The sequence below is a fragment of the Alteribacter natronophilus genome, from assembly GCF_006007885.1.
Taxonomy (GTDB): domain Bacteria; phylum Bacillota; class Bacilli; order Bacillales; family Salisediminibacteriaceae; genus Alteribacter; species Alteribacter natronophilus.
Map to the genome: position 1 here is coordinate 145,429 of NZ_VCRO01000006.1, position 26,321 is coordinate 171,749.

Below are 26,321 nucleotides of genomic sequence, written 5' to 3' on the forward strand. Positions count from 1 at the left end.
CGCCATTACACTGCTTGCAGATGTAAATAATCGCCAAGGGGCAATCACCGCTTTCTGGTTCCTTTTTACTATTATACACCATAAACGGCATTTTGTAACCCTTAATTTCAGAAAATTCCAAAAATAAAACAAACGAGTAAGCTTTCCAATTACAGGGTAAATAATCCATGATAACGTATATACAACATAAACATTGGAGCGATGATATGAAAAACGCAATCGACCAGTTCAAGGAAGTTACTTTCGCAATTATGCCGATGGCCGTGCTGATAATCGTTCTTCAATATACCGTGATCGGTATGCCGGCAGACGTCTTTATCCGCTTTTTATTCGGTGTGGTGATGGTTGGACTGGGGCTTTTCATTTTCCTGCTGGGGGTACATATCGGGCTTCTGCCCGTGGGTGAGATGATCGGTTCCACCCTTCCGAAGTCGGGAAAAGTCTGGCTCATTATCGGGGTCGGCTTCATACTCGGAGTATCTGTTACGATCGCTGAACCTGATGTGCGTGTGCTCGCTCTTCAGGTGGATCAGGTATCCGGCGGGGAAATATCAAACACAACGCTTATTTATACGGTGGCACTCGGCGTCGGCATATTTGTTGCCCTCGCCATGGCGCGCACCATTTATGAGATTCCACTGAAGTATCTCCTTCTCGGCGGATACGCAGTGGTGTTTATTCTTGCCCTGTTCACTCCGGAAAACTTTATCCCGATATCGTTTGATGCGGGCGGTGTGACGACCGGCCCCATGACGGTTCCGTTCATACTTGCTCTCGGGGTTGGTGTGGCATCTGTCATCCGCGGCAGCAAGTCATCGGCTGGTGAAGGTTTCGGTCTGGTGGCCCTGGCCTCAATCGGGCCTATTATAGCTGTCATGATTCTGGGGGTGATTTACGGATGATCGCAGAACTTTTTCAGGGTTTTGATCACGTCCTTCTTGAAGTGACGATGGCCGTCATCCCCCTGCTCGTATTTTTCCTGGTATTTCAGTTCTTTTTCCTCAAGCTTGAAAAAGAAAAGATCCGCAATATATTCATTGGAATCATCCTCACATTCATCGGGCTGTCCCTGTTTCTTCAGGGAGTGGAAGTCGGCTTTTTCCCGGCTGGTGAGGTAATCGGCGAGCTGCTCGGAGAAAGGGAGAACACTTTACTCCTCCTCCCTATACTCGGCTTTCTGTTCGGTTTTACAGCGACGTTTGCCGAACCGGCAATCCGTATTCTAAACTACGAAGTGGAAAAGGTGACAGCAGGCTCGATTTCAAAAAATGTAATGCTGTTTACACTTTCCATCGGTGTCGCCTGTTCGATCGCGCTCTCCATGGTCCGGATCGTAATTGGTATACCGCTCTGGTTTATCATCGTACCTGCCTATGCCCTGGCACTTACACTTATCTTTTTTTCGAAGGATCGTTTTATCAGTATCGCCTTCGATGCCGGCGGAGTGGCAACAGGTCCGATGACGGTTACCTTTATTCTCGCTATTGCCGTTGGAATTGCGGAAGTGACTGAAGGCCGGGATCCTTTAATGGACGGGTTCGGGATGATTGCCCTTGTGGCCATTACACCAATACTTTCGGTCCTCATACTCGGTCTGATCTATAAATGGAAGGAGCGATCAGCATCATGAAGGAAAAACACGACCACAAACTGATCGTCACGATCGTAAAGCGTGGAAAATCAAAAAAGGTAACAAAAGCCTCCAAGAAAGCTGGTGCGGAAGGCGGGACGGTTCTTCTCGGAAGCGGTGTCGGCATTCATGAAAAAGGCAAAACGTTCGGGCTCGACAGGATTTACGAAAAGGATGTCGTTCTTACCCTCGTGCCGGACCACATCCTTCCGTCTGTGATGGAAGCTATCACAGACGCTGTAAAGCTCAACACAAAGGGAAAAGGTATCGGCTGCATTCTCGATATCAGAAAAACAATAGGGATGAGCCATATCGACTATGAAGAGATTGAAAAGGAGGATCTGGATGACATGACTGACAACACAAAGGGCTTCAATCTGATCGTGACCATTGTGGATAAGGGCAATGCGGGAAAAGTTGTCGACAACTCGATCGCTGCAGGCGCAGAGGGAGGAACCATTCTCAGCGGCCGGGGCAGCGGCATTCATGAAAAGGCCAAGATCCTCTCACTGAACATAGAACCGGAAAAGGATATAGTGCTGACACTTATCCAGAGAAACAAAACAAAAGAGGTGCTTGGAAAAATTGAAGAAGGAACCGGACTGAACCAGCCGGGTAAGGGAATCAGTTTTGTCCTTCCCGTAGAGGATACGGTCGGCATACACCACCTGCTCCAGGACAAACAGGAAGAATAGCGCAGGCAATAATACACGGAAGGCTCCGGACACTTGGTCCGGAGCCTTCACCTGTTTATTAGTCAATCTTCGCCCCGTAGCTTTCAGCAAGGCGGAGCGCCTGATTCCAGTCGAGCTTCGTTTCGTCGAGGGTCACATCACGGAAATTGATCCCTTCGATCACCGCGCCACGGAGATCTGCTTTTTTCAGCACTGCTTTATGCAGTATCGCACGGGTCAGGTCCGCGCCTGTAAAAACGGCACCTGAAAGGTCCGCCTCGTAAAAGTCTGTTTCTCTGAGCACAACCCTGTCAAACCGGGCTTTCCTCAGATCGTGAAGCCTGAAGTTTACATACGACCAGTCACCTTCAGCGATTTCAAAACCAGTGAGGGTCGCTCCCTCAAAAGTTGAGCCCGTCATCTTACAGGAAGAGAAACGGGTAGTCCAAAGATTTGTGCTGGTAAACCGGCAGTTCGTAAACTGTGATCCATCATGGGTGGAGTCGTTCAGCTTTGCTCCGCTGAAGTCACAGCTGATAAATGAGGAACGGACTGTTCCGATCCCCTGGAGATCAGCCCCCCGGAAACTGCAGTTCGTATACGTACAGCGGATGAGCTCTTCTCCTGTCCAGTTCTCGCCGTCAAAGGAAGAATCAGCAAATTCCCCGTTTTCGATCATTATACTGAACCGGCACTTTCTGAATAACGGCTGTCCTGCCCGCTCAGTTTCTGATAACGGTTCAGAAGCTCGTCCAGCTCCTGGCTGTAACGGACCGTCTCTTCTGCGGTAAGGCCGTTTTTTCTGGCTGATTCCATCATTAAGGCCCGCTTTTCCTCCACGAAACGCTTAAGGTCATTTACTAGTACCATTTCCTCACTACCCCGCTCTTCATCTGTGTAAGCTGACATTTTTCACAGATATTGTTAAACCAATTATAACCAAAGTCGTTCGGATTTGGAAGTAAAAAAGCATATTGCTATAAGAACAATATGCTTTTTTACTATAGTATTTTACTCACTGACCATAGGAACGGTTATGAGGTTGCGGTGTTTACTTTTTCAAGTACATCCGCTTTCAGGGATTCAAGTGCTTGTTCAGCTTCGGTAATTTCAGGCCTGTTCACCCCGAAGTAAGCTTTGATTTTCGGCTCAGTTCCTGATGGACGCAGGCAGTACCAGGAGCCATCTTCGAGAACCACTTTAATGACATTGGACAGCGGCAGGCCGATCTCCTTTTCTTCTCCGTCCTGAACGTACGTGCGAAGACCTGTCAGGTAGTCTTCCTGGTATTTCACCTTCTGTCCGGAAAGTTCCTTAACCGGTGACTCGCGGAAAGAATCCATCATGGCATTCATCGTTTCGGCGCCGGCTTTGCCTTTAAATACGAACGATTCAAGGTCCTCCAGGTAGCATCCGTATTTTTCAAACAGGTCAAGAAGCCCGTCGTGAAGGGTTTTTCCCTGCTTCTTGTAGTACGCAGCCACTTCGGAGGCGAGAAGCGCAGCCTGAATGGCATCCTTGTCTCTTGCAAAAGGTTCGATCAGGTAACCGTAGCTCTCTTCGTACCCGAACAGGTACGTATTTTCGCCACTGCTCTCAAAGTTTCTGATCTTTTCACTTATAAATTTGAAACCTGTAAGGACGTCCAGTGTATCGACCCCGTATTCACCGGCAACGCGGCGGCCCATTTCAGAGGTCACGATCGTTTTGATAACAACACCGTTATCCGGCAGGGTCCCTGCTTCTTTCCTCTTAGAGAGAAGGTAATCAAGCATCAGTGCTCCTGTCTGGTTACCGGTAAGAACTTTATACTGCCCGTTTTTGTCTTTGGCAGCTACACCGACACGGTCACCGTCCGGATCGGTTGCAATGAGCACGTCGGCACCACGCTTGTCCCCGAGTACCATGGCACGGTCAAACGCCCGGTGTTCTTCAGGGTTGGGTGAGGTTACAGCTGAAAATTCCGTATCGGGTACTGCCTGTTCCTCCACCACGTGAACATTGGAAAAGCCGCAGCGTGCAAATCCATCCATCATCGGCTGCTGTGCTGCTCCGTGAAGAGGTGTGAACACGATGCTCAGGTCTTCACCCATGGATTGAACCAGGTCACTGTCAACGACAACCGTTTCAAGTTTATCGCCGTACTTCCTGTCCATATCTTCAAGCACAAATTCAAGGAGACCTTCCTGCTCAAGCGTTTCTTTTTCCGCTGTTTTGATGAGCAGCTCATCCTCAACCGCATTGACCATTTCAATCAGCCTGTCCGCATCAGCAGGAACAAGCTGGCCTCCGTCTTCCCCGTAAACTTTGAAGCCGTTATATTCAGGAGGGTTGTGGCTTGCCGTGATCATGATGCCTGTATGTGTATTCAGCTCACGGACTGCAAAACTGAGCTGCGGGGTTGGGCGCAGTTCGCTGATTACGTACGCTTTAATGCCGTTTGCCCCTAGTGTGCAGGCAGCCTCAAGAGCGAAGGCATCGCTCTGGCGGCGGTTGTCGTGGGCAATAACAACACCGCGTGACATGGCATCCTCACCGGCTGCTTTCATGTAGTCGGCAAGGCCCTGAGCCGCCTTACGGATCGTGTAGATGTTCATCCGGTTCGTTCCCGGTCCGATTTCCCCACGCATACCGCCGGTGCCGAACTCCAGGTTTTTGTAGAAACTGTCTTCCAGGTACGTTTCATTGTTTTCATTATGTTTAAGTTCCTCGCGGAGATCACTTCTGAGATCCTCAAATCCCATCCATCTCTCAAACTGCTTTTTCCAGTCCATACGTTCCTCCTCATGAGTATGTATTTGATGAATATAAACTCCGCTGTCGATCCGCCGCTTCCTTCACTTAACAGGAGCGCTGTTAAGCTCATCGGAAATAACGGGCGGAGACAGCATTCTATGTACTTTTCCCAGTGAACGAAAACGCCCTTTCCATTCAATTATGGCAGGGCGCTTTCATTTCTTTTATTATACGGTGCTTGTCAGGAAAAGCCAAGAATATCGGGGAAATTACTGTGGAACTTTGTCCTGTTCCGCCGCTTCATGTTTACTCGAATGATCCATGACTTTTTCTTCCGGATGAGTCGCGTAGGAGATTTCCTTTTCCAGCTCATTTTCAAACATTTCCCGCTGCTCGTGAGTCCAGTGAAGGCGGTAAGCAAGATAATTGGTTACGTTTGTTTTCCACTCTTTGACCCAGTGGATATCAAAGAACAGTGCCGCTGTCCGTCGGTTGAAAAAGTCAATCGGTGTGACCGTCATTTCCTCTTCAATACCGTACACAAGAGAAGCAAACACGCTTTTCGGCAGTCCGAAATGGCGGGCTTCCTCCCCTGAGGTTTCAAGAATTTCATACACTCTCTTTACGTTTGAGCCGTACAGCTTTACCAGCTTCTCAGCTTCGGCTTCTGAAAGTCCGAGCGCCGCCCCTGCAGCTGTCTGCTCTTTAATAAACGGACCGAGACCTTCAGAGCCGCCAACGTCGCCGCCGGAGAGGACGATTTTATCAGTTGTGCACTTTGCTTTCACACCGAGATCCTTTGCAACCATATCGACAATCCGCTCAGCCATTTTCCGGTAGCCGGTGAGCTTTCCGCCGGCGATGGAAATGAGGCCGGATTCGGAGATAAACGTTTCGTCTTTTCTTGAAATCTCGGAAGCCGATTTCCCTTCCTCATGGATGAGCGGACGGAGGCCCGCCCAGCTGGACTCCACGTCTTTTTCCTCCAGCTTGAGGCTTGGGAACACGTAGTTTGCCGCATCGAGAATATAATTAAGATCTGCCTGAGTCATGCGCGGGCTCGCAATTCTCCCGTCATAAAACGTATCTGTTGTCCCTACGTACGTTTTACCGTCACGAGGGATGGCAAAAATCATCCGGCCGTCATCCTCTGTGTCAAAATAGACCGCCTGCTTCAGCGGGAAGCGGGACTGGTCTACCACGAGATGGACACCTTTTGTAAGGTGAAGATACTTCCCTTTTTTTGAACCGTCCTTTTCACGGAGGTCATCCACCCATGGCCCAGCAGCGTTTACAACGCGCTTTGCCCGAATTGTAAATTCCCTGCCTGTCATCAGATCCGTTGCCTTCACTCCGGCAACACGGCCATTTTCATAGACAAGCTCTTCTGCTTTCGTATAGTTTACTGCTTTCGTCCCGCGGTGTACTGCTTCTTTCATAATCTCAAGTGTTAAACGGGCATCGTCCGTTTTATATTCCACATAGACACCGCCGCCTTTAAGTCCGTCAGTTCTGAGAAGAGGCGCCTTATCCAGTGTTTTCTTCCGGCTGAGCATATTACGGCGTTCCTTGCGTTTAACGCCTGCAAGCTTATCGTACACTTTGAGGCCGACAGCTGTTGCCGCCTTCCCGAACGTGCCGTCCTTATAAATCGGGAGAAGCATCCATTCAGGATTTGTCACGTGAGGAGCATTCTCGTAAACGATGGCCCGCTCTTTTCCCACTTCGGCTACAAGCTTAATCTCCAGCTGCTTCAGGTAACGGAGTCCCCCGTGAACGAGTTTTGTTGAGCGGCTCGATGTACCTGCAGCGAAGTCCTGCATCTCCACAAGCCCCGTGGACAGTCCGCGGACACTTGCATCAAGGGCGATCCCTGCTCCGGTAATCCCCCCTCCGATTACGAGCAGATCGAGCTCCTTTCCTTCCATTTCTTCCAGATAAGCGTTTCTCTGAATCGCTGAAAATGGTTTTACCAAATCAATGCACCCTTTCGTGTATGGGGGATGTGAGTGTCCCCTCGGTCTGTTTTATACTGAGTCGGGCAAAGGGTACGAAAAAAGACCACAGCAATCCCCGTCCTCCGGATGAGCGTTTTTCACCCGGGAACTGTAAATGCTGTGGTCTTCTCCCAATCTCCGACCTGATTATGAACTTACTATTATTATAGTATACTTTTCGGCCGGGGTAAAGGCTCCTGTCACAGCATGACGGGTTTTATTTTGCGAGATCTTACTTTCACAAATCAGGGCTTGAACACCATCGCTGCTTCCACTGCCTTTTTCCATCCTCTGTAACAGCCGTCTCTTGTTTTTTCGTCCATTTCCGGCTCAAAGCGGCGGTCCACATCCCACTGGCGGGAAATTTCAGTCCGGTCGCTCCAGAAGCCTGTCGCCAGGCCGGCAAGGTAAGCTGCACCAAGGGCGGTTGTTTCCTGAATAACAGGACGTTCCACCGGCTTGTCCAGCAGGTCACTCTGGAACTGCATGAGGAAATCGTTTGCTACAACTCCCCCGTCCACCCGCATCTGTTTAACAGGGATACCGGCATCGCTTTCCATCGCTTCCATCACATCTTTTGTCTGAAACGCAAGGGATTCAAGTGTTGCACGAATCAGATGCTCTTTTTCCGTACCACGTGTCAGACCGAAAATCGCGCCGCGTACATCTGAATCCCAGTACGGGGTCCCGAGACCTACAAACGCCGGAACTACATATACACCGTCGGTTGATTCCACCTTTTCGGCGTATTGTTCAGTCTCGGATGCTTTCTTAATCATTCGCAGGCCGTCCCGGAGCCACTGGATGGCTGAACCTGCCACAAAAATGCTTCCTTCAAGGGCATACTCGACTTTTCCGTCGATCCCCCATGCAATTGTCGTCAGCAGACCGTGCTCGGAGGTAACGGCTTTTTCCCCGGTATTCATAAGCATAAAACAGCCTGTACCGTAAGTGTTTTTCGCCATCCCTTTTTCAAAGCACGCCTGTCCGAACAGGGCAGCCTGCTGGTCACCCGCAGCTCCTGCAATGGCAACTTCCTCACCGAAAAAGTGGTAGTCCACGGTAGTGGAGTAAACTTCCGAGGATGGCTTCACTTCAGGAAGCATCGCTTTCGGCACATCAAGCATTTTCAGCAGCTCTTCATCCCATTTCAAATCATGGATGTTAAACATAAGCGTACGTGCGGCGTTGGAGTAGTCGGTCACGTGTGCCTTCCCTCCGGAAAGCTTCCAGATGAGCCAGGTGTCGATCGTCCCGAACAGGAGCTCCCCGTTTTCCGCTTTTTCCCGCGCACCTTCCACCTGATCGAGGATCCACTTTACTTTCGTTCCGGAAAAATAAGGATCAAGAAGAAGACCTGTTTTTTTACGCACGCGGCTTTCAAACCCCTGTTCCTTCAGTTCGGTGCAGATCTCTGCAGTCTGCCGGGACTGCCATACGACAGCGTTATAAATGGGACGTCCGGTTTCTTTCTCCCAGACTACCGTCGTCTCCCTCTGGTTCGTAATGCCGATTCCTGCAACTTCCTTCGCCTGTACTCCTGTTTTGTTCAGGACTTCCGCAATGACGCCGAGAATGGACGTCCAGATTTCGTTGGCATTGTGCTCGACCCATCCCGGTTTTGGATAAATCTGTTCAAATTCCTTCTGGGCAGTGTCCCGGATGCCACCATTTTTATCAAAAAGAATAGCACGCGAGCTTGTGGTCCCCTGATCGAGGGACAGAATGTATTTTTTCCCCATGACTTCTCCTCCTGTACGACTTGCTGTTTATTTATTTAGTGAAGGGGCTGGTCTAAGTCGACTCTTCATTTCAATTCTCACCCTTACCTTTACCTCCAATTGCCAGGTGTTACGCGTAATGTTTCCAGATTTCCTTTTTGGAGGTTGTAACGGCAGATGCCCCCCCCTGCAGAGCCTGTTCCGCATCCCTGACTGTCCGGATAAGCCCGCCGGCAATAACTGGAATTCCTGTTCGCTCCTTTACTTCTGCAATCAGGTCCGGCACTACTCCCGGCAGCACCTCGATAAAGTCCGGCTTGGTGACAGCGATCTGCCTGTAGCTGGTTTCAAGGGCCATGGAATCAAGCAGAAAAAGCCGTTGTATACCGGAAACGCTGTGTTTTTTAGCTTTAATGACCATATTTTTCCGGGTGGATATCAGGCCGTCCACTTTAATATCCTGACAGAGAAAATCAGCTCCATAATCATCATTTTTCAGACCGTAAACGAGGTCGGCGTGCACATACATCATTTTGCCGGCCCGTTTTGCTGCTCTCACCATACTACGTAACTGTCCCACGTGACTTTCCAACAGAACGATTGTCTGATATGAACTCTCCAGCAGCCAGTCAAAGTCTTTCATCTGGCGGATTGCCGGGAGCAGCTTCTGGTTATTATCATTCATCCGATTCACTCCTGTCTCCATATAATAGTACCTTTTTTCGGAGACAGGTGACAAGGCTGACAGAGTGGACGCGGGGCAGCCGCAAAACAGTTTAGTGCCCCAGCCACCGCCGTGGACGCTGCCGAACCGTAAAAACGAAAGGCTGTTTTCGGAGAGATTGTTGTTTTTCTACGCTGCAGACCGACGCTTTCCGCGGGCAACACCTCAGCCTCCTCGGGAAAATCCCCCTGCGGGATCTTCGGCTGTTGCTTTTCCCGCTGGAATCGCGGCCTTTCGCTCCAAAAAATAATACCAATAGCAACAATCTTTACGAAAAGAGCTAAATGAAAAGACCAGAGAGGGCTGCAGCCCTCTCTGACCTAATCAATTTTCTATTCTAAATCAGGATTTTTTTCTGAGTACAATGCTGCCGAGAGCACCAACTTCCATGGGGCCTTGATAAACTTCCTCAGTTACGGGATCCTTCCACTCCCCTTCAGGAAGCTCCACTGTGTATGCGCTGTCTGTATTGTGGTTCAGTACTGAGAGAAACTCTGTTTCCCTATCCCCTCTCCTGAGTACCTCGACCCCTTCAGGTGTTTCGAGAACCGGCACTCCGGACTGTGCGAAAATCTCACGGTACAGTGGGCGCAGAATTTCCTGGTCCAGACCGCTTCCAATGTAATAAACGGTTCCTTTACCAGTCCTGTTCTTCGTAATAGCGGCCGTGCCGGAATAGAATGTGTCGCTGTATTCCGCAAGCACTTCGGCGCCGGCAGGGTCGATCAGGTCACACCACACTGCGGCATCCGACGTCATCCCCTCAATCGGTCCGGCCGTTCCTTCCACCCGGTTAATCTGGCCGCTTTGAAGGGACTCGTACTCGTTCACTTCGATGCCTGCAAGCTCAGACAGATCTCCCGGAAGCGTCTGGTCTGTAACAACATTAAAACGGTCTTTTACGCCTGAGCGGTACGTAAGCACCACGGTTCCCCCTGCAGCAGCGAACTGTTTCAGTTTGTCCGTAAAGCCGTTTTTAGTGAGGAAATAAACAGGAACTACTACAACCTTGTAGCCGTCAAGCTCCTCTACATCACTGATGATGTCTGTTTTCGCATTCATGGCATGAGCCGGTTCATAGAAGCGGAGAAATTCATCCACGTAGTTGAACACTTCACTCTGCGGCTGGATCTGCCACGCCCAGTCATTCTCAGGGTCATGGTATACTGCCACATCCGCTTTATAATCAGATTCGATCCACTCATCACCAAACACTTTCATATTATCGATAACCCGCTTCACTTCCTCGAACTTCCGCTTCGGTTTGCCGTCGTGGTCCAGGATCCCGTGACAAAATTCCTCGGTCCCGAACCGGGCTGCACGCCATCGGAAGTAAACGATCGCTTCCGCACCACGGCTGATCGCCTGGTATGTCCACAGCTGTATATGACCAGGGCGCGGCAGATAGCCGATCCGGCCCCAGCCCTGGGCACCGGAGAGCTCCTCCATTACCCAGTATCCCTTCCCGCTCTTTGTTCCCCGGCACAGATCGTGCTGACGGGCGATGTTAGCCGGGGTAATCGGCTCTGGAAGCCCGCCCCAGACCGGGTAGTTGTCAAAGGAGATAAAATCCAGATCCTTCGCCATTTCCTTCTGGTTGAGAGCAAGACCCGTGTAGACAAAGTTATGGGTAATAAACTGCCGTTCCTCAATATGCTTTTTAAGTTCATCCACCTGCAGACGGTTATATCGGTTGTAGGCTTCTGCACAGAACCGGTCAAAATCAAGAAGCAGGCTCGGGTTATGCTCCTGATACACTTTCCGGGGAACCGGAATTTGATCCCACTCTGTATATGTCTGGCTCCAAAAAACGGTACCCCATGTTTCATTCAGCTTCTCAAGAGTCCCGTACTCTTCTTTCAGCCAGTCCTGAAAGCGGGCGCGGTCCTCATCGCCGTAGCTCCGATCTGATTTTTCATGACCGTATTCGTTGTCAGTCTGCCAGCCGATTACAGCTGTATGACTGCCGTAGCGCTTCGCCATCTCTGCAGTAATTTTCCTGGAAAACTCCTGATAGGTGGCGCTGTTTACTGTATAGTGCCTGCGGGCTCCAAAGGAAATGGTTACCCCGTTTTCGTCCACAGGAAGGATCTCTGGATACTTTTTAACCATCCATGCGGGAGGAGTTGCGGTCGGTGTTCCAAGGACCACATCAATTCCGTTTTTATGAAAAAGATCGATCGCTTCGTCGTAAAGGGAAAAATCATATTTCCCCTCTTCAGGCTCCATAAGGCTCCAGCCGAATTCGGCAATTCGAACCACATTGATCCCAAGTTCCTTCATCATTCTTACATCTTCAGACCAGCGGGTTTTCGGCCACTGCTCAGGATAATAATCGACACCAATATACATTGAGATACCACCTTTTCATTTGTGATTTTCTATGAAGTCATTTATGAGGAAACTAAATTTTTTGCCTGTATTATGATTAACCTTTGGGGATCTCCGTAACACTTCGGAATGACCTCCCGTCTGAAAAAAGGGTTAGCCTTCGCCATCCTGCCCGGCAGCCGAAGCTGGCTTTATGAGAAGATCGGGCCTGCTGTAGGTCTGTCCCTCATACTCAACTTCCAGGTAAGGCCAATTTCCAGTCTTCGTCAGAATATGATTCCCATTCTTTTTCACCAGGATAGTATCTTCTGATTTAATCCCGGGAAGAGCCGGGTTCCATGTGAAGGGCTGATTCAGCTGGACTGTCCCAGGTGAGGAGGGAATGGCAATAAACTCTCTCGAATTATAGCCCGTAGGTCCCCCCTGGTGAAGCTTTTTCCAGTCATCCGGAAACCCCGCACGCTCGTATTCGGCAATACCTTTTTTCACAATTTCACCGATCACGGTACCGGGTCTTGTATGATGAATCATCGCAGCGTCTATACGAGCGAGTTTATTCCGATTTTCAAGGAGAACTTCAGGCGGTTCCCCGATGTATACAAAGCGTGTGACATTAGCCACTAGCCCTTCCCTCTCTACACAGGCAACGATCATCGCATGCCGTTCAAAAATCTTTCCTGTTGGAATAGGGTGCCGGTAAAGGTAGATCCTTTCGTCTGATGCTGTGAGGAGCACCTGAATTCTGCCTCCTGAACAGATGATTTCCTGTGCAGCAACACTGGCAATCTCAAACTCTGTCATTCCCGGTTCTGCCGATTCAGCAGCTTTTTCCACTGCCAGCGCCGTATCCATACACAGCTTTTCGTACTTCTCTTCCTCTTCTGATGTAAGAACTGTCCTCATTTCCGAAAGATACTGATCAACCTGAATGAAATCATCGAACGGGGCATCAGCAGCACATTTCATTCCTTCAGTCAGCCTCCTGACAAGATCTGATTCTTTTTCATACCATTCACACGAATGTACATTATAGTCAAAAGGTACATTCAGGAGCTCTTCTTCTTCAATCCGTTTTAACTCCATCTGGTTGGTAATTAGATGTACCCGGTCGTTTGTAATGAGAAGGTTTGCTACTCCCAGCTCTGTTGTCTGGACTATATCGTTCCGTCTCCCGTTTGTTACCCAGGAGAAATTATTGCGTTTTAACAGGAGAAGTGCATCGAGCCCCTGTTCTTTAAGCCAGGTTCTAAGTTTGGCTATTTTCACTGTTCACACTCCGTTTCTCAATAATGACCCTCCGATGAAGGTTTATTAAATTAATTTACTAACATAAAGGAAAGAAAGAAGAGCCATAAAATATGCTCTTCTTTCAGTTTACAACATACGTTAATCAAATTTCCCGTCACTTCCCAATCAAATCCGGACGGTTAGGATGAGGGACAGGACCGGTCTCTGTACACGGTCAGTTCCCAGATCCTGGCTGCCAGCTTATGAGCACCAGGCATCTTTTTTATCCTCTCAGACACTGTATACGCTTTCAGCAGCAGCAAAAAAAGAGTGGAAACTTTTCTCCGGAGACTTTTTTAAATTAAATAATTAACTACCTTGAAGATAGCATAGTGAAGGAAAAAATGAAAGCTTTTTATGAAATATGGTAGTCAAATAACTGTGCGAGGATCAGTGTAGCTGCTCCGGTAATTGTGCCCTGATCACCCAGCTTTGAAGCCATGATCTCGGTGGTTCTTGCTTTGTCTGTCAGCGCTCTGGTCTCCACGACTTCCTTTACAGGTTCCATGATAAAACGTCCTGCTTTTGACACACCGCCTCCAATGATAACCCGCTCGGGGTTTACAAAGTTTATGAGATTCATTATCCCAAGACCAAGAAAGCGCCCGGTCTGCTCAAATACCTCTTCTGCAAGAGAGTCCCCCTGCTCCGCTGCACGATGAACCAGTTCCCCGTCAATACGATCCGGGTCACCTTCCGACAGTTCTTCTACCAGTGATTTCCTTCCGAGGGACATTTCCTCAATCGCTTTTTGCCGGATTCGGCTGCTTCCTGCCACAGTCTGCAGACATCCGTAATTACCGCATGCACACTTTCTTCCATTCAAATCAATGATGGTGTGGCCAATTTCTCCTGCGATTCCGTGTTCCCCGTGGTAAAGACGGCCATTGAAAATAACTCCTGCGCCAATTCCGATCCCCACGTTCACAACCACCACATTTTCCTTTTCACGCCCATTTCCAAACCAGAGCTCGCCGAGAGCCATGGCGCGTGCATCGTTTTCGACTTTAACAGGGTAGCTGAAAGTATTCTCCAGTTCCTCCTTTAGCCGGATATCCGACAGACCGAAGTTGGGCGCATATACAGCAATTCCTTTTTCATGGTCAACAATTCCGTGCATTCCGATCCCGATCCCGAGAATCCTGCTTCTCTCAACAAGGTTCTCATCCAGTACATCCTGTATAATTCCCTTTATCGTATCCATCAGTTCTTCCTTATTAAATCCCTGTGGAAGACTGGACCGCTTATGGCAGACTAACTCTGCATCGAGATTGGTAAGGGCCACCCTCACTTCACGGGCCCCCACATCTACTCCGAAAACAAAGCGGCTGTCTTTGTTTATCGTGAGCAGAATCGGTTTCCTTCCACCTTTTGAAACCCCCGTTTTACCTTCCAGGATCAAGTCTTCCCGAAGCAGTTCGTTCACAATATTTGTAACTGTAGGTGGGGTCAATTTTGCTTTCTTTGCAATCTCAGCCCTTGATATGGGACTATGAGTCCGTATTAAATTCATAATAATAGAGCGGTTCAGGGATTTCATAAGCTGAAAGCTTCCTGTCATACTCGATACAATAGCAAACGCCTCCTCTCAAAAAACAGCTGAATACAATTATTCCTCTTTCTTCTGCCAATTTAAAAGTCGGCACTCAGAACACAAAATGCGGACTTTCATCCTTTTCTATTCTACCTTATTTTCGCCGGTTCTTCAGCCTTTCAACCCTATGCAGGCACAGAAGAACCTTCCGGTAGTGCTGCTGCAGGGTACAGAACAGCCGGCTGATTCCTCAGAAACCTGACTGCCTGTCCGGCAGTCAGGTTTCACTCCATGACTCTGATATACTTTATGGCAGCAGACTATCCCTGTATATCCTCCATAAAACGTTTAAAGGCTTCTTTTCCTTCTGCATCGCGTTTAAATACTCCGGCATGCTCCAGAATGGTGCTGAACACCTGTCCGACTTCCTCTTTTAAAATTACAGGAGCCTTTTCATTTGAAAATTCACGGTGCCTTTCCAGAATCGAAAGTGCCCAGTCTTTGTGTTTTGTGATCACTTCATTCGATTCAATGGCTGCTGCGGGATCGTCTGACAGCATGGCTGTCTCCAGCTGTTCGAGCTCGGATTGGAGGCGACCCGGCAGAACCGCTAACCCCATCACTTCAATCAACCCGATATTTTCCTTTTTAATATGGTGCACTTCCGCATGTGGATGAAAAATCCCCATTGGATGCTCATCGCTCGTCCTGTTATTTCTGAGAACAAGGTCAAGTTCAAATTTCCCCCCGCGCATTCTGGCAATCGGTGTAATCGTATGGTGCGGTGTGTCCCCGCTGTTTGCCAGGACATCAACCGATTCATCCGAATAGCCTTTCCACCGGGTAAGCACGTGGTCCGCGGCGTTTGTCACTTCCTCCATCGATGATCCCGTCAGGCGTACGACGCTCATTGGCCACTTCACTATTCCCGCTGTAACATCACCAAAGGCTTGAAGAGGGAATACTTCCTCCGTTTCTGCCACGGCCATTGGAAATTCATGCTTTCCGCCCTGAAAATGATCATGGCTTAAAATTGAGCCACCGACAATGGGAAGATCTGCATTTGAACCAATGAAATAGTGGGGAAACTGTCCTGCAAACGAGAGCAGACGACGGAAGGTTTCCCTGGAAATCTTCATTGGTGTGTGCTCTTCCCTGAATATGATAGCATGCTCGTTGTAATACACATACGGAGAAAACTGAAGCTGCCATCCTTCATCGTTCAGGCTGAGAGGGAGAGTCCGCAGATTCTGCCTTGCAGGATGATTCAGCCTTCCACGGTAACCCACATTCTCCTTACAGAGAAGGCATTTGGGATAATCGGATCCCTTCACTTCCTTCAGCGCTGCGATTTCCTTCGGGTCTTTTTCCGGTTTTGACAAATTCACGGTAATTTCAAGGTTCCCATAATCAGTATGAGTAAACCAGCTCAGGTTTTTGCAGATCCGGTCACGTCGGATATAATGGACATCCTGACTGAATGTGTAAAAATTACGGGTTGCCGCCTCAGCACCTGCAGCTTCCATATCGTTTCCGAACTCCCTGATTACCTCGGAAGGTCTTGGTGTCAGACACCCCATGAGCTTTGTATCAAACAGGTCACGTTCGGTGACTGTATTATTTTTGATCAGTCCCCTTTGAAAGGCGTGGTCAAGCAGTTCCTCCAGGATTGGTGCCGGATGCTCAAGCGCTTCCTCCGGGGCTTCGAAGCGGGGTTCGACCGGATCATCCACTTCCATCAATGCAAGAAGGCTGTTTCTTGCAAACGGAATATCCGCCGATTCAATAAGCTGTTTCTGCTGTGCGTACTGAACAAGCCGTTCAATGGAACGTTCAACAGTCTGTGTACTCATTTCCGGTTCTCCTTTCCGTGCATTATCGGATCCAGCTGTCACTGTAGCCTTCTGGATTTGCCTCATGCCACTCCCATGCACTTCTGATAATGGTTTTCATGTCTGCATAACGGGGCTCCCAGCCCAGTTTTTCCTTGGCTTTTCCAGAAGAAGCTACCAGTCTCGCAGGATCCCCTGGACGTCTTGGGGCGACCTGGGCAGGAATGGGATGTCCTGTAACTTCCCGTGCCGTCTCAATTACTTCTTTTACACTGAACCCGTTTCCGTTTCCAAGGTTATAGGTATCGCTTCCTCTGTTTTCCCTGAGGCTCTTAAGGGCGAGAATATGCGCTGCAATAAGATCATTGACGTGAATATAGTCACGAACACACGTGCCATCATCCGTATCATAATCATCGCCGAAGATCATAATCTTCTCTCTCTGTCCGAGGGCTGCCTGAAGGATTATAGGGATGAGGTGGGTTTCAGGTGTATGATCCTCTCCGATCTCCTGCTCTGTATGTGCTCCAGCAACGTTAAAGTAGCGGAGAACCACGTGCTCAATCCCGTAAGCCTTCTCACTCCATTTCAGCATTTTTTCAATGGCAAGTTTTGTCTCACCGTAAGGGTTCGTTGGTTCTGTCCGGTCTGTCTCCTCGATCGGCATCCGCTCCGGCTCACCGTAAGTGGCGGCAGTTGACGAAAATACGATGCGCTTTGTCCCGAATCGCTTCATGACTTTAAGAAGGGAAAGGGCTCCGTTTACGTTGTTATCGTAATACTGAAGCGGCTCTTCCATGCTGATACCCACCAGGGAATCAGCTGCAAAATGCATTACAGACTCAATGTCATTTTCCTCAAAGACTCTTGTCAGAAATGCTCCATCCCTCAGGTCACCTATATATAGTGAGGCTTTGGGGTTAACCGCTCCGATATGACCTGTCTGCAGATTGTCCGCTACAACGACATCTTCACCCTGTCTAATGAGGTCCTCCACTGCATGACTTCCAATATAGCCGGCTCCTCCACACACCAGAACTGCCATCAGCAATCACCTTCCTTTACCGGTTTCAGTTCTTTTGCTCCCGGACCGATTTCAGCGATATAAAACTCTGCCTCAAGCCCGGTCTTTTTCGTGTACTCTGAACCAATTCTCCCGAGTGTTTGTTCAAGCTCTTTTTTATGCACAATATTTACGGTGCAGCCGCCGAATCCTGCTCCTGTCATTCTCGCACCGATGACACTGTCTTCGCTCCATGCTGCCTCTACCAGATTATCGAGTTCATTGCCTGATACTTCATAATCATCCCGCAGTGACACATGTGACTGGCTCATCAGTCGGCCAAAACCGTGAAGATCTCCTTCTTTCAGCAGTTCGGCTGCCTGGATCGTCCTCTCATTTTCATAAACGGCATGTTTTGCCCGTTTAAGAGCCTCCGGTTCCGTAATCACACTTTTTACCTCTTGGAACTCAGCCGCATTGAGATCACATAGGTGACGAACCTCTTTTTTTGTACGGACAGCCTCAAGGGCAGATTCACATTCGGCGCGGCGCTCATTGTACTTGGAATCAGCCAGTCCACGTCTTTTGTTTGTGTTTGCGATAACAAGCGCATAATCCCCAAGTTCAACGGGACTGTAGTCATAATCAAGCGTATTGCAGTCCAGAAGTATGGCGTGATTTTCCCTGCCCATTCCAATGGCAAACTGATCCATAATTCCGCAGCTGACTCCAATAAAATCGTTTTCTGCCCGCTGGCCAATTTTCACCAGATCTGTCATTGAAAGTCCGAATTCATTAATTTCATTCCACATTACAGCAGTTGCAAGTTCAATGGACGCAGACGACGACAGCCCCGCTCCATTTGGTATGTTTCCGTAGAAAACAGCATCAAATCCGCTGCCAGGCTGCTTTCCGAGCTTGGCAAATTCATTCAGCACGCCCTTAGGGTAGTTTGCCCAGTCATCCGATTCATCATATTCAAGCTTGTTAACGTCAAAGGAAACGACGCCTTTATCAGGAAAATTGAGCGAGAGCATTCTTACTCGGTCTGTATGGGGCCGCGGAAAAACCGCCATATATGTTCCGATACTTAAGGAACACGGAAACACAAAACCTCCGTTGTAGTCGATATGCTCGCCAATCAGATTCACGCGCCCCGGTGCAAAAAACAGCCTGACATCGCTCTCATTGGCGTCATAGTATTCTTTCATCGCCTGCAGCAGTTTCTCTTCCATGCGATGTAATTCCCCTTTCTCTCTTACAGAAATGTTTACACAATCAACGACCAAGACGATCTGTAAACGATTACAAATAACGGCAGACATCATGATTCCTTTCTCTATTATAAGGGACAGAAACGCTCTTGAAAACATTAATTAATAAATTTAATTAAAAAAGTTATACTACTGAATTCTCAATTGCATCTCATCAGCAGCGAATAAACACAGCCCGCTGCATCAGCACGCAGCGGGCTTCCCTTTTTATTAACCTGTCAGACAGCTTCGATCACATAGAGCTGGGATGTAAAGTCCCCGCTATCCTGTATTCCCCCTGTATCGGTTCCGATATAGGGTTCCTCCAGATCAAGTCCAGCGTGCATCAGCTCATCCCCATAATAGAACAGCGATTTCCCGCTCACCTTGTACTTCCTATCCGGATCCAGTCCTGCGAGCTTCAGTTTTTTAAAGCCGGGATTGGGTTCACCAAGCACCTGATAATAGCCTGCCAGCGCAGTGGATTTGTCCTTTGAGGTGACCATCCATGCTGTTTCATTTGAACCAAACGGACTGATCAGGCGCGTGAACACGCCTTTTTGAATCAGGCTTCGGTAGTTTTTGTAAAAACGGATCTGCTTCTTTACCTGCTCCCGATCAGTCTCGCTCATTTTCGTTACATCCAGTTCATACCCGAACATTCCAAAAAACGCAGTGTCCCCTCTCGTTTTCAGGGAGGTGACCCTTTTTACCTGGTGGTTTGGAACGGCTGAAACATGGGCACCCATTGAACTTAACGGGTAAACAAAGGACGTACCGTACTGGATTTTCAGACGTTCCACTGCATCTGTATTATCGCTTGTCCACGCCTGCGGGGCGTAATAAAGCATGCCCGGATCAAACCTCGCCCCTCCGCTTGCACAGGATTCAAAAAGAATATGCGGAAACCGGGCAGTAAGCCTTTCATACAGTTCATACACCCCAAGTATGTAACGGTGCCAGAGCTCCTGCTGACGATCCCGCGGGAGCCACGCAGAACCAGCTTCTGTGATGTTGCGGTTCATATCCCACTTTACGTAGCTGATCGGAGCATCTTCAAGCACTGCTGCCATTTGACTGAAAAGGTGATCCACCACTTCCCTGTTTGAAAAATCCAGGACATACTGATTTCGTCCGTGGGAAAGGCGCCGGTCCGGTGCCTGAATTACCCACTCCGGATGCTCTTTAAAGAGACGGCTTTCCTTTGAAATCATTTCCGGTTCGAACCAGAGGCCGAACTGCATGCCCAGATCTGTTACGTTTTCCGCAAGCTGCTTCATGCCGCCTGGCAGCTTCCGCTCATCAACGACCCAGTCCCCAAGGGAAGTTGTATCATCATCCCGTCTGCCGAACCAGCCGTCATCAAGAACAAACAGTTCAACTCCGCACTCATGGGCAGAACGGGCAATCTCAAGGATTTTTTCTTCGTTGAAATCAAAGTAGGTCGCTTCCCAGTTGTTTATCAGTACCGGACGCTCACGGTCACGCCACTCTCCCCGGGCAAGGCGTTTGCGGTAAAGGTCGTGATAGGCCCTGCTCATGCCGTTCATCCCTTCACTGGAGTAAACAAGCACCGCTTCAGGTGACTGAAAACTTTCACCCGTTTCCAGCTTCCACTCGAAGTCAAAGGGATGGAGCCCGATCATCGCCCGTGCAGAATCATAATGGTCCACTTCCACCTGGGCAAGAAAGTTTCCGCTGTAAACAAAGGAAAAGCCGTATACATCACCGGTGTGTTCATTCGTGTCAGGACGCACCATTGCAAAAAACGGATTCTGCTGGCTGCTGCTTGTCCCCCTGGTACTTGAGACACGCTGGATACCAGGTACAAGTCTGCGTGAATGCACATGCCGTTCACGTACCCACGCTCCGGATAGCTGGACCATATCAAAATCTGCATCGGGAAAATCCACCGACGCACTCATGAAACGCTTGATCCGCAATGGTTCTGCACCATTATTCAGTACCTTCGCGCTGCGTGTGACCGCACCTGTATCCTCAAAAATCGTATAGAAGAGCATCAGTTCTGCATCGGTTACGGGATCATGCAGTGTTAGAATCAGGGTTGAAGCTTCCGATTCGTCTTCAGTGTAGGTTGCCGGAAGACCTTCCAGTTTCGGTTTTCCTTTTACTGTATCGTGTTTGACGTACTCAAAACCAGAGATACGACTGCCATTTTCCTGAAGTATATGAATGGCCGGTTCACGGAAGTCAGTCGTTCCAAAGGAAGGAAACTCCTGCTGCACAAGTTCAAGCGAAAAGTTCATATCCCCCTCATTTAAATAGGCTGTAGCCCCGCGCTCACCCCCACGGACAAAGTGCTGAAAACTCTCACGGTGGGTCAGCTTTTTCCCGTAATAAAGGTGCCCCGGCTGTCCGTTCTCCAGAATCGTTAAGATATAGCTGACATTTTCTGACTGAAGGTGAAATTCCAAAGGCTCTTGGTTGACGAAAATAGGCATAATGAGGACTCCTTTTTAATTGAATAAAAGTTAAAAAAGAAGCGGCATGCTCTGTTCCAGCATGCCGCTTAATGCAATTATTGTTCAGCACACGGCATCAGGATGCAATTCCTGCTACCGAGAAGATAAGGTACACGAGGATCATCGTTCCCGTTGCCACTGCCCCCATCGGATAAACAATACGCCACGGCGTCATGTCCACTTTTGCCTGTTCCTCAAGAACAAACTCTTTGTCCCGAGGATAAAGGCTTCCAATAATCAGCATAATTGTAACGGTGACGACAAAGAGAATCGCAAGAATATGCAGGAAGTGAAGCCCGCCATCCCAGACAAGCTGCGTAAAGCCGTAAGTGGAGATAAAGAAAACCAGACCCACTTTTGCGGCAACTGCAGGCACTTTTGTCGTAAGATAGCCAACCACGATAATCGTCAGAATCGGTACGTTATAAAATCCGTTTACCATCTGCAGATACTGGAAGAATCCCTGCGGCACCATAGCAATTAAAGGCGCTACACTCATGGCAAACAGAGCAAGAAACAGGCCAAACACTTTACCGTGACGGATCAGCACGTCATCCTTTGCTTTCGGCTTGAAATAAGGTTTGTAAATGTTAAGAACAAACAGCGTTACTGAAGAGTTCAGTACCGAGTTAAAGGAGGACAGTACGGCACCGAAAAGGATCGCCGCAAATAGTCCAACCATCCATGTCGGCAGGATGTGGTTTACCAGCGCCGGGTAGGCATCCATTGCGTTGAGATTATCGCCCAGAAGGTTAAAGGCAATAATCCCCGGCAGTACAAGAAATACCGGTCCAAGCAGTTTCAGGAATGCTGCAATGATAAGCCCTTTCTGGCCTTCTTTCAGGTTTTTGGCGGCAATCGCCCGCTGCATAATATGCTGGGCCATACCCCAGTAGAATAGGTTTACGAGGAGCATTCCTGTAAACATCGTTCCAAATGGAACGGGATCACTGCTGCTTCCTACGGCATTAAGCTTCTCAGGTGTATTTTCCATAATGGTTGTAAATCCGGCAAACGGTGAACCGCCACCAAGAACCATCAGGCCAAGTATAGGAATGAGAAGTCCCCCAATGAGAAGACCTATTCCGTTGATCGTATCCGATACCGCAACCGCTTTCAGTCCACCGAAAATGGCATAAAGGGAACCGATACAGCCAATAACCCATACCGTTATCCAGAGAGCTGCAGTCGGGCTTACTCCAAGCATTTCCGGTACGTTAAACATTCCGCTCAGGGCAACCGCACCTGAATAAAGGATCGGCGGAAGCAGGTTAAAAATGTACCCGAACAGAAACAAAATCGTTACAAACTGCTTAACTCCAGGATCGTAACGTTTTTCAAGGAAGTCGGGAATTGTTGTAATACCGCCTTTTAAGTACCGGGGCAGGAAGAAAAACGCCACAATAACAAGGGCAATCGCAGACCCGACCTCCCAGCCCATTGAACTCATATTAAACTCGTAACCTTCGGCGTTAAGCCCAATCAGCTGTTCAGTTGATAGATTTGTAAGCATGAGGGAACCGGCAATGACCCAGGCAGTCAGACTCCGTCCCCCAAGAAAGTATCCGTCGTGGGTGTCCAGATTTTCCTTCTTTGTTTTCATATAGGAAATTACAGCAACGAGACCTGTAAAAAACAGGAATGACAAAATAATAATCCAGTTCATGGAAGACTCTCCTTTGTGAGATGTCATGATAGTGTTTTGTAGTAGAAAAGAGTCAGCCGCTTTCCATTTACTTTAAACAAACAATCGTCTTGGTTGCTCCATTGTAAACGATTTCTGATAGCGCTCTCAATAGTTTTTTAAAAATTAATTAAAATAATTAATTAATAAGAGGTGCAATAAGTTCCTAAAAACCAGATGCAGCCCGGGAAGGACAACTATGAAACAATTGTTCAGTAAAATATGGAATTTAAATCAGCAGGATCTTTAGAAGGTCTTCCTGGTCATTTTTGAATGTAAAAAACAGCCCCCCATCAGCGGGAGACTGTTCTTGTACCGGTCATCAGAAAAGCTGACCGGGTCTCCTCCCACTCATCATGGCGGGATTCGACGGGAAAATGAAATTCAGAAGCCAGTGCCAGTTCATTTCTCTTAACTGACACTGTACCCGAAAGTACTCTGTCTTCAGTCACCTGTTCCGTTTTTTCATAGAGACCATTTTCCACATAGTGCAGGGTGAGCGGCTCCTCCCTGTAATCGAGGTCGGCTGTGACCAGTGCACCGGTAATAGGGTCTTTTGTTTCATTATCATATACGAACACCTGGAGTGTAACAGGCTCACCTTCGCGCACCGGGTTTTCCCGTGTAAAGGTCTGCACCGACCAGTCAGCCGCTGCAATTTCACCTGGTTCCTCGTCAATCTGGCCGGGCAGCCAGAGGAAAAACGCGGTGGTGATCCATAGAAACGCCATGGCGATTGCCGCCGGAAGCTTCCAGTCGGGAATTTTGCGCTCGGGGCCTTTACGGTCCGTCTGCGTATTCTGCTTATCCATAAATGACTTCCTCCCTTTCCCCTACATCTTGGGCAAAAGGAGAAGAGGATAAACGTAGTCAGGTTTTCGCAGCACAAACCGAACAGAAACGAGACTGGGACAGAAGTAAAGTGTTTTGATGAGAATCCGAACAAAAAGCTGACAAGCGGATGAAATATTCGCCGACTCCTGCGGGAGGAAAAGCGCAGGTGAGACCCCGCAGGGCGAAGCACGCGGAGGCTCAGCCGCTTCCCGCGGAAAGCGGCGAATATTTCAGGAGCGATTTACCTGCGTCACGAATTGATTGTTCGGTTTTTCATCTATTAAAACACTCCTGTCCCAGCCTCGTTAAAACATGATCAGCAATCCGAATTAATTTTAAACAGGTCGGTGCGGCGGTCCTTCCATTGTGTGACGCTTCCGGACTTGCGTGAACGGCGGAGGATCTCCGTGTCCACGTCACCTACCACGACAGTTTCAATATTCGGGTTGCACTCGCCTACAATTCCGTCACGTGGGAACGGATAATCGGAGGGAGTAAAAATCCCGGACTGAGCGTACTGAATATCCATATTTTCCACCTGGGTAAGGTTGCCCACCGTGCCGCTGATTACGGTGTATACCTGGTTTTCAATAGCTCTTGCCTGTGCGCAGTACCGCACGCGGAGATAGCCCTGCTTTTCATCGGTACAGAACGGGCTGAAAATGATGTTTGCCCCTTTTTCAGTGGCGATACGGCCGAGCTCCGGAAACTGAATGTCGTAGCAGATCTGAATCGCAATTTTCCCGCAGTCCGTATCGAATACTTCTACCTTGTCGCCGCCGCGGATCCCCCAGAACTTCCGCTCGTTTGGCGTAATGTGGATTTTGTACTGTTTTTCGATCGTCCCGTCACGGCGGAACAGGTAGGAAATGTTGTAAATGTCCCCTTCCTCTTCGACAAAGTGGGAGCCGCCGATAATATTCACGTTGTATTTTACCGCAAAGTCGGTGAACACGCGGATATAATCCTCCGTGAACTCAGTAAGGCGGCGGATCGCCCGGCTTGGCCGTTTCTCATCGATAAACGAAAGCAGCTGGGTTGTTATGATCTCAGGGAAAACAACAAAATCCGCATTGTAGCTCGCACCAACATCTGCGTAGTACTCGCACTGCTGGGCGAACTCCTCGAAGCTGTCAATCTTCTTCATCATATACTGAATGACGCAGATTCTTACCGGGAACGAGGTCTTGAAATGGCGCTTCGTTGTTGCCTGATAGTCAACGTTGTTCCATTCCATCAGCGTCGCATACTTCATGGACGCCTTGTCATCCTTCAGGTAATCACGGTTCACCCGCTTTAGGCTGAAGCCGTTCATAACCTGGAATGTGAGTACCGGATCAAAGACGTTATGACGGATGACTTCCTCCACGTATTCGCGGGGAGACATCTCATCAGCATGCTTATTATAGTTGGGGATACGCCCTCCGATGATAATGCTCTTCAGGTTCAGCTGGCGGGCAAGATCCTTGCGCGCCTCGTAGAGACGGACGCCGATCTTCATCCGGCGGTATTCCGGATGCACCATAATTTCGATTCCGTAGAGGTTGTACCCGTCCGGATCGTGATTGGTAATGTATCCTTCATCCGTGATTTCGTCCCACGTATGCTGATCGTCGTATTCATCGAAGTTGATGATCAGGCTCGAACACGAACCGATAATTTCCCCATCGTATTCTGCGCAGAACTGACCTTCCGGGAACAGAGCCAGGTGACTCTCCAGCTGTTCACGTTTCCAGCCTTCCATGTTCGGAAAACACAGTTTTGAAAGCTCAATTATTTTATCGATATCCTCTTTCCTGATCTGGCGGATAATCATTTTTTTCTCGAATTTGGAGATGTCGATTGGTCCTGATGCCATATGTCTCTTCCTTTCTGTGCGGAATCCCTGCTTAAGAGTTTACTGCAAGACCAATAAGAATATTGCAGACTTATGTTAAATGTAGTACGAACGAAGTGGAAAAGCAATATCGGATGCTCCAGGACGCCGTTTCTACTTGATTTCCCCTTATTTCGTCGACTGTCAGTCTATTTTTCAAATCAGTGTCTATATTTTCTGATAAATGTGTTAAAATGTCTTTAACTGTTTTACAGACAGGCAAAATAAAGGATGCTTCCCGGCTGGAAAACCATTTGCGGCCGGATCACCGGGTTAAAGAATGAAGGGGGTTCTTTCATGGAGGAGACAGGCCAGTATTCCGTATTAATCTGCGATGACTCGCCAATGGTCCGTAAACATCTGCGGGAAACAGTGACACTGATTGGTGCAGGCAGCGTGTATGAAGCAAAAAACGGATGCGAAGCTGTAGAAGTTTGCCGGCAGCACAGACCTCAGATCGTCATTATGGATATTATAATGCCCGTTAAAGACGGCATCCAGGCCCTGAAGGAAATCGTACGCATGGCTCCGGAAACGAAAGTCATTATGGTTTCATCAGCCGGCACGGACATTCACCTTAAAAAGACCATTCTTCTCGGTGCCTTCGATACGATTCAGAAGCCCATCAGTGAGATTATCATTCGCGACATTGTTACCAGGGCAATGCTGGAAACAGCGGGAAGCACCACGTCCTGATTTAACGTCTGCTGTCCTCCAGTAGC

General features: G+C 48.7%; 20 protein-coding genes. 4 read left to right on the plus strand and 16 right to left on the minus strand.

The genetic code is table 11. From position 1 onward, the window contains the following. Positions 1-206: 206 nt before the first annotated feature. From FGB90_RS17160 to FGB90_RS17170, 3 genes are read left to right on the plus strand one after another with little or no spacing between them, the layout of a single operon-like run. Positions 207-902 (plus strand): DUF1538 domain-containing protein, encoded by a 696-nt coding sequence (locus FGB90_RS17160; RefSeq protein ID WP_138812093.1) that lies wholly within the window; start codon positions 207-209, stop codon positions 900-902. Next, on the plus strand, positions 899-1,630 hold the full coding sequence (locus FGB90_RS17165) for a DUF1538 domain-containing protein (protein ID WP_138812094.1): 732 nt from the start codon (positions 899-901) through the stop codon (positions 1,628-1,630). Before FGB90_RS17160 ends, FGB90_RS17165 begins: the two co-directional genes overlap by 4 nt. Beyond that, positions 1,627-2,325 (plus strand): P-II family nitrogen regulator, encoded by a 699-nt coding sequence (locus FGB90_RS17170; RefSeq protein ID WP_138812095.1) that lies wholly within the window; start codon positions 1,627-1,629, stop codon positions 2,323-2,325. The genes FGB90_RS17165 and FGB90_RS17170 overlap by 4 nt, the downstream gene beginning before the upstream one ends. Positions 2,326-2,383: 58 nt before the next feature. Here FGB90_RS17170 and FGB90_RS17175 read toward each other — a convergent pair whose 3' ends face one another. From FGB90_RS17175 to FGB90_RS17250, 16 genes are all read right to left on the minus strand, one after another. Beyond that, positions 2,384-2,983, minus strand: coding sequence for a pentapeptide repeat-containing protein (locus FGB90_RS17175; RefSeq protein ID WP_138812096.1), 600 nt, complete (start codon positions 2,981-2,983; stop codon positions 2,384-2,386). Next, positions 2,983-3,174, minus strand: a complete 192-nt coding sequence (locus FGB90_RS17180) for an aspartyl-phosphate phosphatase Spo0E family protein (RefSeq protein ID WP_138812097.1) — start codon at positions 3,172-3,174, stop codon at positions 2,983-2,985. Before FGB90_RS17180 ends, FGB90_RS17175 begins: the two co-directional genes overlap by 1 nt. Before the next feature lie 164 nt (positions 3,175-3,338). Then, on the minus strand, positions 3,339-5,078 hold the full coding sequence (locus tag FGB90_RS17185) for a phospho-sugar mutase (RefSeq protein WP_138812098.1): 1,740 nt from the start codon (positions 5,076-5,078) through the stop codon (positions 3,339-3,341). A 231-nt stretch (positions 5,079-5,309) separates the two neighbouring features. After that, the gene (locus FGB90_RS17190; protein WP_281280072.1) at positions 5,310-7,016 is read right to left on the minus strand and encodes a glycerol-3-phosphate dehydrogenase/oxidase; all 1,707 of its coding nucleotides are present in this window, start codon (positions 7,014-7,016) and stop codon (positions 5,310-5,312) included. 266 nt (positions 7,017-7,282) lie between these two features. Continuing rightward, complete coding sequence (gene glpK / locus FGB90_RS17195; RefSeq protein WP_138812099.1) at positions 7,283-8,779, minus strand: glycerol kinase GlpK; 1,497 nt, start codon at positions 8,777-8,779, stop codon at positions 7,283-7,285. Positions 8,780-8,888: 109 nt separating this feature from the next. Continuing rightward, positions 8,889-9,443, minus strand: a complete 555-nt coding sequence (locus FGB90_RS17200) for a glycerol-3-phosphate responsive antiterminator (protein WP_138812100.1) — start codon at positions 9,441-9,443, stop codon at positions 8,889-8,891. A gap of 381 nt (positions 9,444-9,824) precedes the next feature. Further along, positions 9,825-11,834: a beta-galactosidase gene (locus FGB90_RS17205; protein ID WP_138812101.1), complete on the minus strand. Its 2,010-nt coding sequence runs from the start codon at positions 11,832-11,834 to the stop codon at positions 9,825-9,827. A gap of 132 nt (positions 11,835-11,966) precedes the next feature. Further along, the gene (locus FGB90_RS17210) at positions 11,967-13,079 is read right to left on the minus strand and encodes a M24 family metallopeptidase (protein ID WP_138812102.1); all 1,113 of its coding nucleotides are present in this window, start codon (positions 13,077-13,079) and stop codon (positions 11,967-11,969) included. Between the two features lie 376 nt (positions 13,080-13,455). Beyond that, positions 13,456-14,661, minus strand: coding sequence for an ROK family transcriptional regulator (locus FGB90_RS17215; protein ID WP_138812103.1), 1,206 nt, complete (start codon positions 14,659-14,661; stop codon positions 13,456-13,458). A 293-nt stretch (positions 14,662-14,954) separates the two neighbouring features. Then, the gene (gene galT / locus FGB90_RS17220; protein ID WP_138812104.1) at positions 14,955-16,487 is read right to left on the minus strand and encodes a UDP-glucose--hexose-1-phosphate uridylyltransferase; all 1,533 of its coding nucleotides are present in this window, start codon (positions 16,485-16,487) and stop codon (positions 14,955-14,957) included. Positions 16,488-16,509: 22 nt separating this feature from the next. After that, positions 16,510-17,511, minus strand: coding sequence for a UDP-glucose 4-epimerase GalE (gene galE, locus FGB90_RS17225; protein WP_138812105.1), 1,002 nt, complete (start codon positions 17,509-17,511; stop codon positions 16,510-16,512). Continuing rightward, a complete protein-coding gene (locus FGB90_RS17230; RefSeq protein WP_138812106.1) occupies positions 17,511-18,704 on the minus strand; it encodes a galactokinase in 1,194 nt (397 codons plus the stop codon). The genes galE and FGB90_RS17230 overlap by 1 nt, the downstream gene beginning before the upstream one ends. Positions 18,705-18,961: 257 nt before the next feature. Further along, the gene (locus FGB90_RS17235) at positions 18,962-21,184 is read right to left on the minus strand and encodes an alpha-galactosidase (RefSeq protein WP_138812107.1); all 2,223 of its coding nucleotides are present in this window, start codon (positions 21,182-21,184) and stop codon (positions 18,962-18,964) included. Between the two features lie 97 nt (positions 21,185-21,281). Then, complete coding sequence (locus tag FGB90_RS17240) at positions 21,282-22,871, minus strand: solute:sodium symporter family transporter (protein ID WP_138812108.1); 1,590 nt, start codon at positions 22,869-22,871, stop codon at positions 21,282-21,284. 311 nt (positions 22,872-23,182) lie between these two features. Continuing rightward, a complete protein-coding gene (locus FGB90_RS17245) occupies positions 23,183-23,701 on the minus strand; it encodes a hypothetical protein (RefSeq protein ID WP_138812109.1) in 519 nt (172 codons plus the stop codon). 338 nt (positions 23,702-24,039) lie between these two features. After that, positions 24,040-25,581, minus strand: a complete 1,542-nt coding sequence (locus FGB90_RS17250) for a bifunctional GNAT family N-acetyltransferase/carbon-nitrogen hydrolase family protein (protein ID WP_138812110.1) — start codon at positions 25,579-25,581, stop codon at positions 24,040-24,042. A 315-nt stretch (positions 25,582-25,896) separates the two neighbouring features. Here FGB90_RS17250 and FGB90_RS17255 point away from each other — a divergent pair, with 315 nt between their 5' ends. After that, positions 25,897-26,295: a response regulator transcription factor gene (locus FGB90_RS17255; RefSeq protein WP_138812111.1), complete on the plus strand. Its 399-nt coding sequence runs from the start codon at positions 25,897-25,899 to the stop codon at positions 26,293-26,295. Positions 26,296-26,321: the final 26 nt, after the last annotated feature.

Bases quoted from the DNA above. Each gene is read 5' to 3' on its own strand.
- FGB90_RS17185 (WP_138812098.1), bottom strand. From the start codon at position 5,078: ATGGACTGGAAAAAGCAGTTTGAGAGATGGATGGGATTTGAGGATCTC.
- FGB90_RS17255 (WP_138812111.1), top strand. From the start codon at position 25,897: ATGGAGGAGACAGGCCAGTATTCCGTATTAATCTGCGATGACTCGCCA.
- FGB90_RS17250 (WP_138812110.1), bottom strand. From the start codon at position 25,581: ATGGCATCAGGACCAATCGACATCTCCAAATTCGAGAAAAAAATGATT.
- FGB90_RS17200 (WP_138812100.1), bottom strand. From the start codon at position 9,443: ATGAATGATAATAACCAGAAGCTGCTCCCGGCAATCCGCCAGATGAAA.
- FGB90_RS17160 (WP_138812093.1), top strand. From the start codon at position 207: ATGAAAAACGCAATCGACCAGTTCAAGGAAGTTACTTTCGCAATTATG.
- FGB90_RS17180 (WP_138812097.1), bottom strand. From the start codon at position 3,174: ATGGTACTAGTAAATGACCTTAAGCGTTTCGTGGAGGAAAAGCGGGCC.
- FGB90_RS17170 (WP_138812095.1), top strand. From the start codon at position 1,627: ATGAAGGAAAAACACGACCACAAACTGATCGTCACGATCGTAAAGCGT.
- FGB90_RS17215 (WP_138812103.1), bottom strand. From the start codon at position 14,661: ATGACAGGAAGCTTTCAGCTTATGAAATCCCTGAACCGCTCTATTATT.
- glpK (WP_138812099.1), bottom strand. From the start codon at position 8,779: ATGGGGAAAAAATACATTCTGTCCCTCGATCAGGGGACCACAAGCTCG.
- FGB90_RS17240 (WP_138812108.1), bottom strand. From the start codon at position 22,871: ATGAACTGGATTATTATTTTGTCATTCCTGTTTTTTACAGGTCTCGTT.
- FGB90_RS17230 (WP_138812106.1), bottom strand. From the start codon at position 18,704: ATGGAAGAGAAACTGCTGCAGGCGATGAAAGAATACTATGACGCCAAT.
- FGB90_RS17175 (WP_138812096.1), bottom strand. From the start codon at position 2,983: ATGATCGAAAACGGGGAATTTGCTGATTCTTCCTTTGACGGCGAGAAC.
- FGB90_RS17245 (WP_138812109.1), bottom strand. From the start codon at position 23,701: ATGGATAAGCAGAATACGCAGACGGACCGTAAAGGCCCCGAGCGCAAA.
- galT (WP_138812104.1), bottom strand. From the start codon at position 16,487: ATGAGTACACAGACTGTTGAACGTTCCATTGAACGGCTTGTTCAGTAC.
- FGB90_RS17205 (WP_138812101.1), bottom strand. From the start codon at position 11,834: ATGTATATTGGTGTCGATTATTATCCTGAGCAGTGGCCGAAAACCCGC.
- FGB90_RS17235 (WP_138812107.1), bottom strand. From the start codon at position 21,184: ATGCCTATTTTCGTCAACCAAGAGCCTTTGGAATTTCACCTTCAGTCA.
- FGB90_RS17165 (WP_138812094.1), top strand. From the start codon at position 899: ATGATCGCAGAACTTTTTCAGGGTTTTGATCACGTCCTTCTTGAAGTG.
- galE (WP_138812105.1), bottom strand. From the start codon at position 17,511: ATGGCAGTTCTGGTGTGTGGAGGAGCCGGCTATATTGGAAGTCATGCA.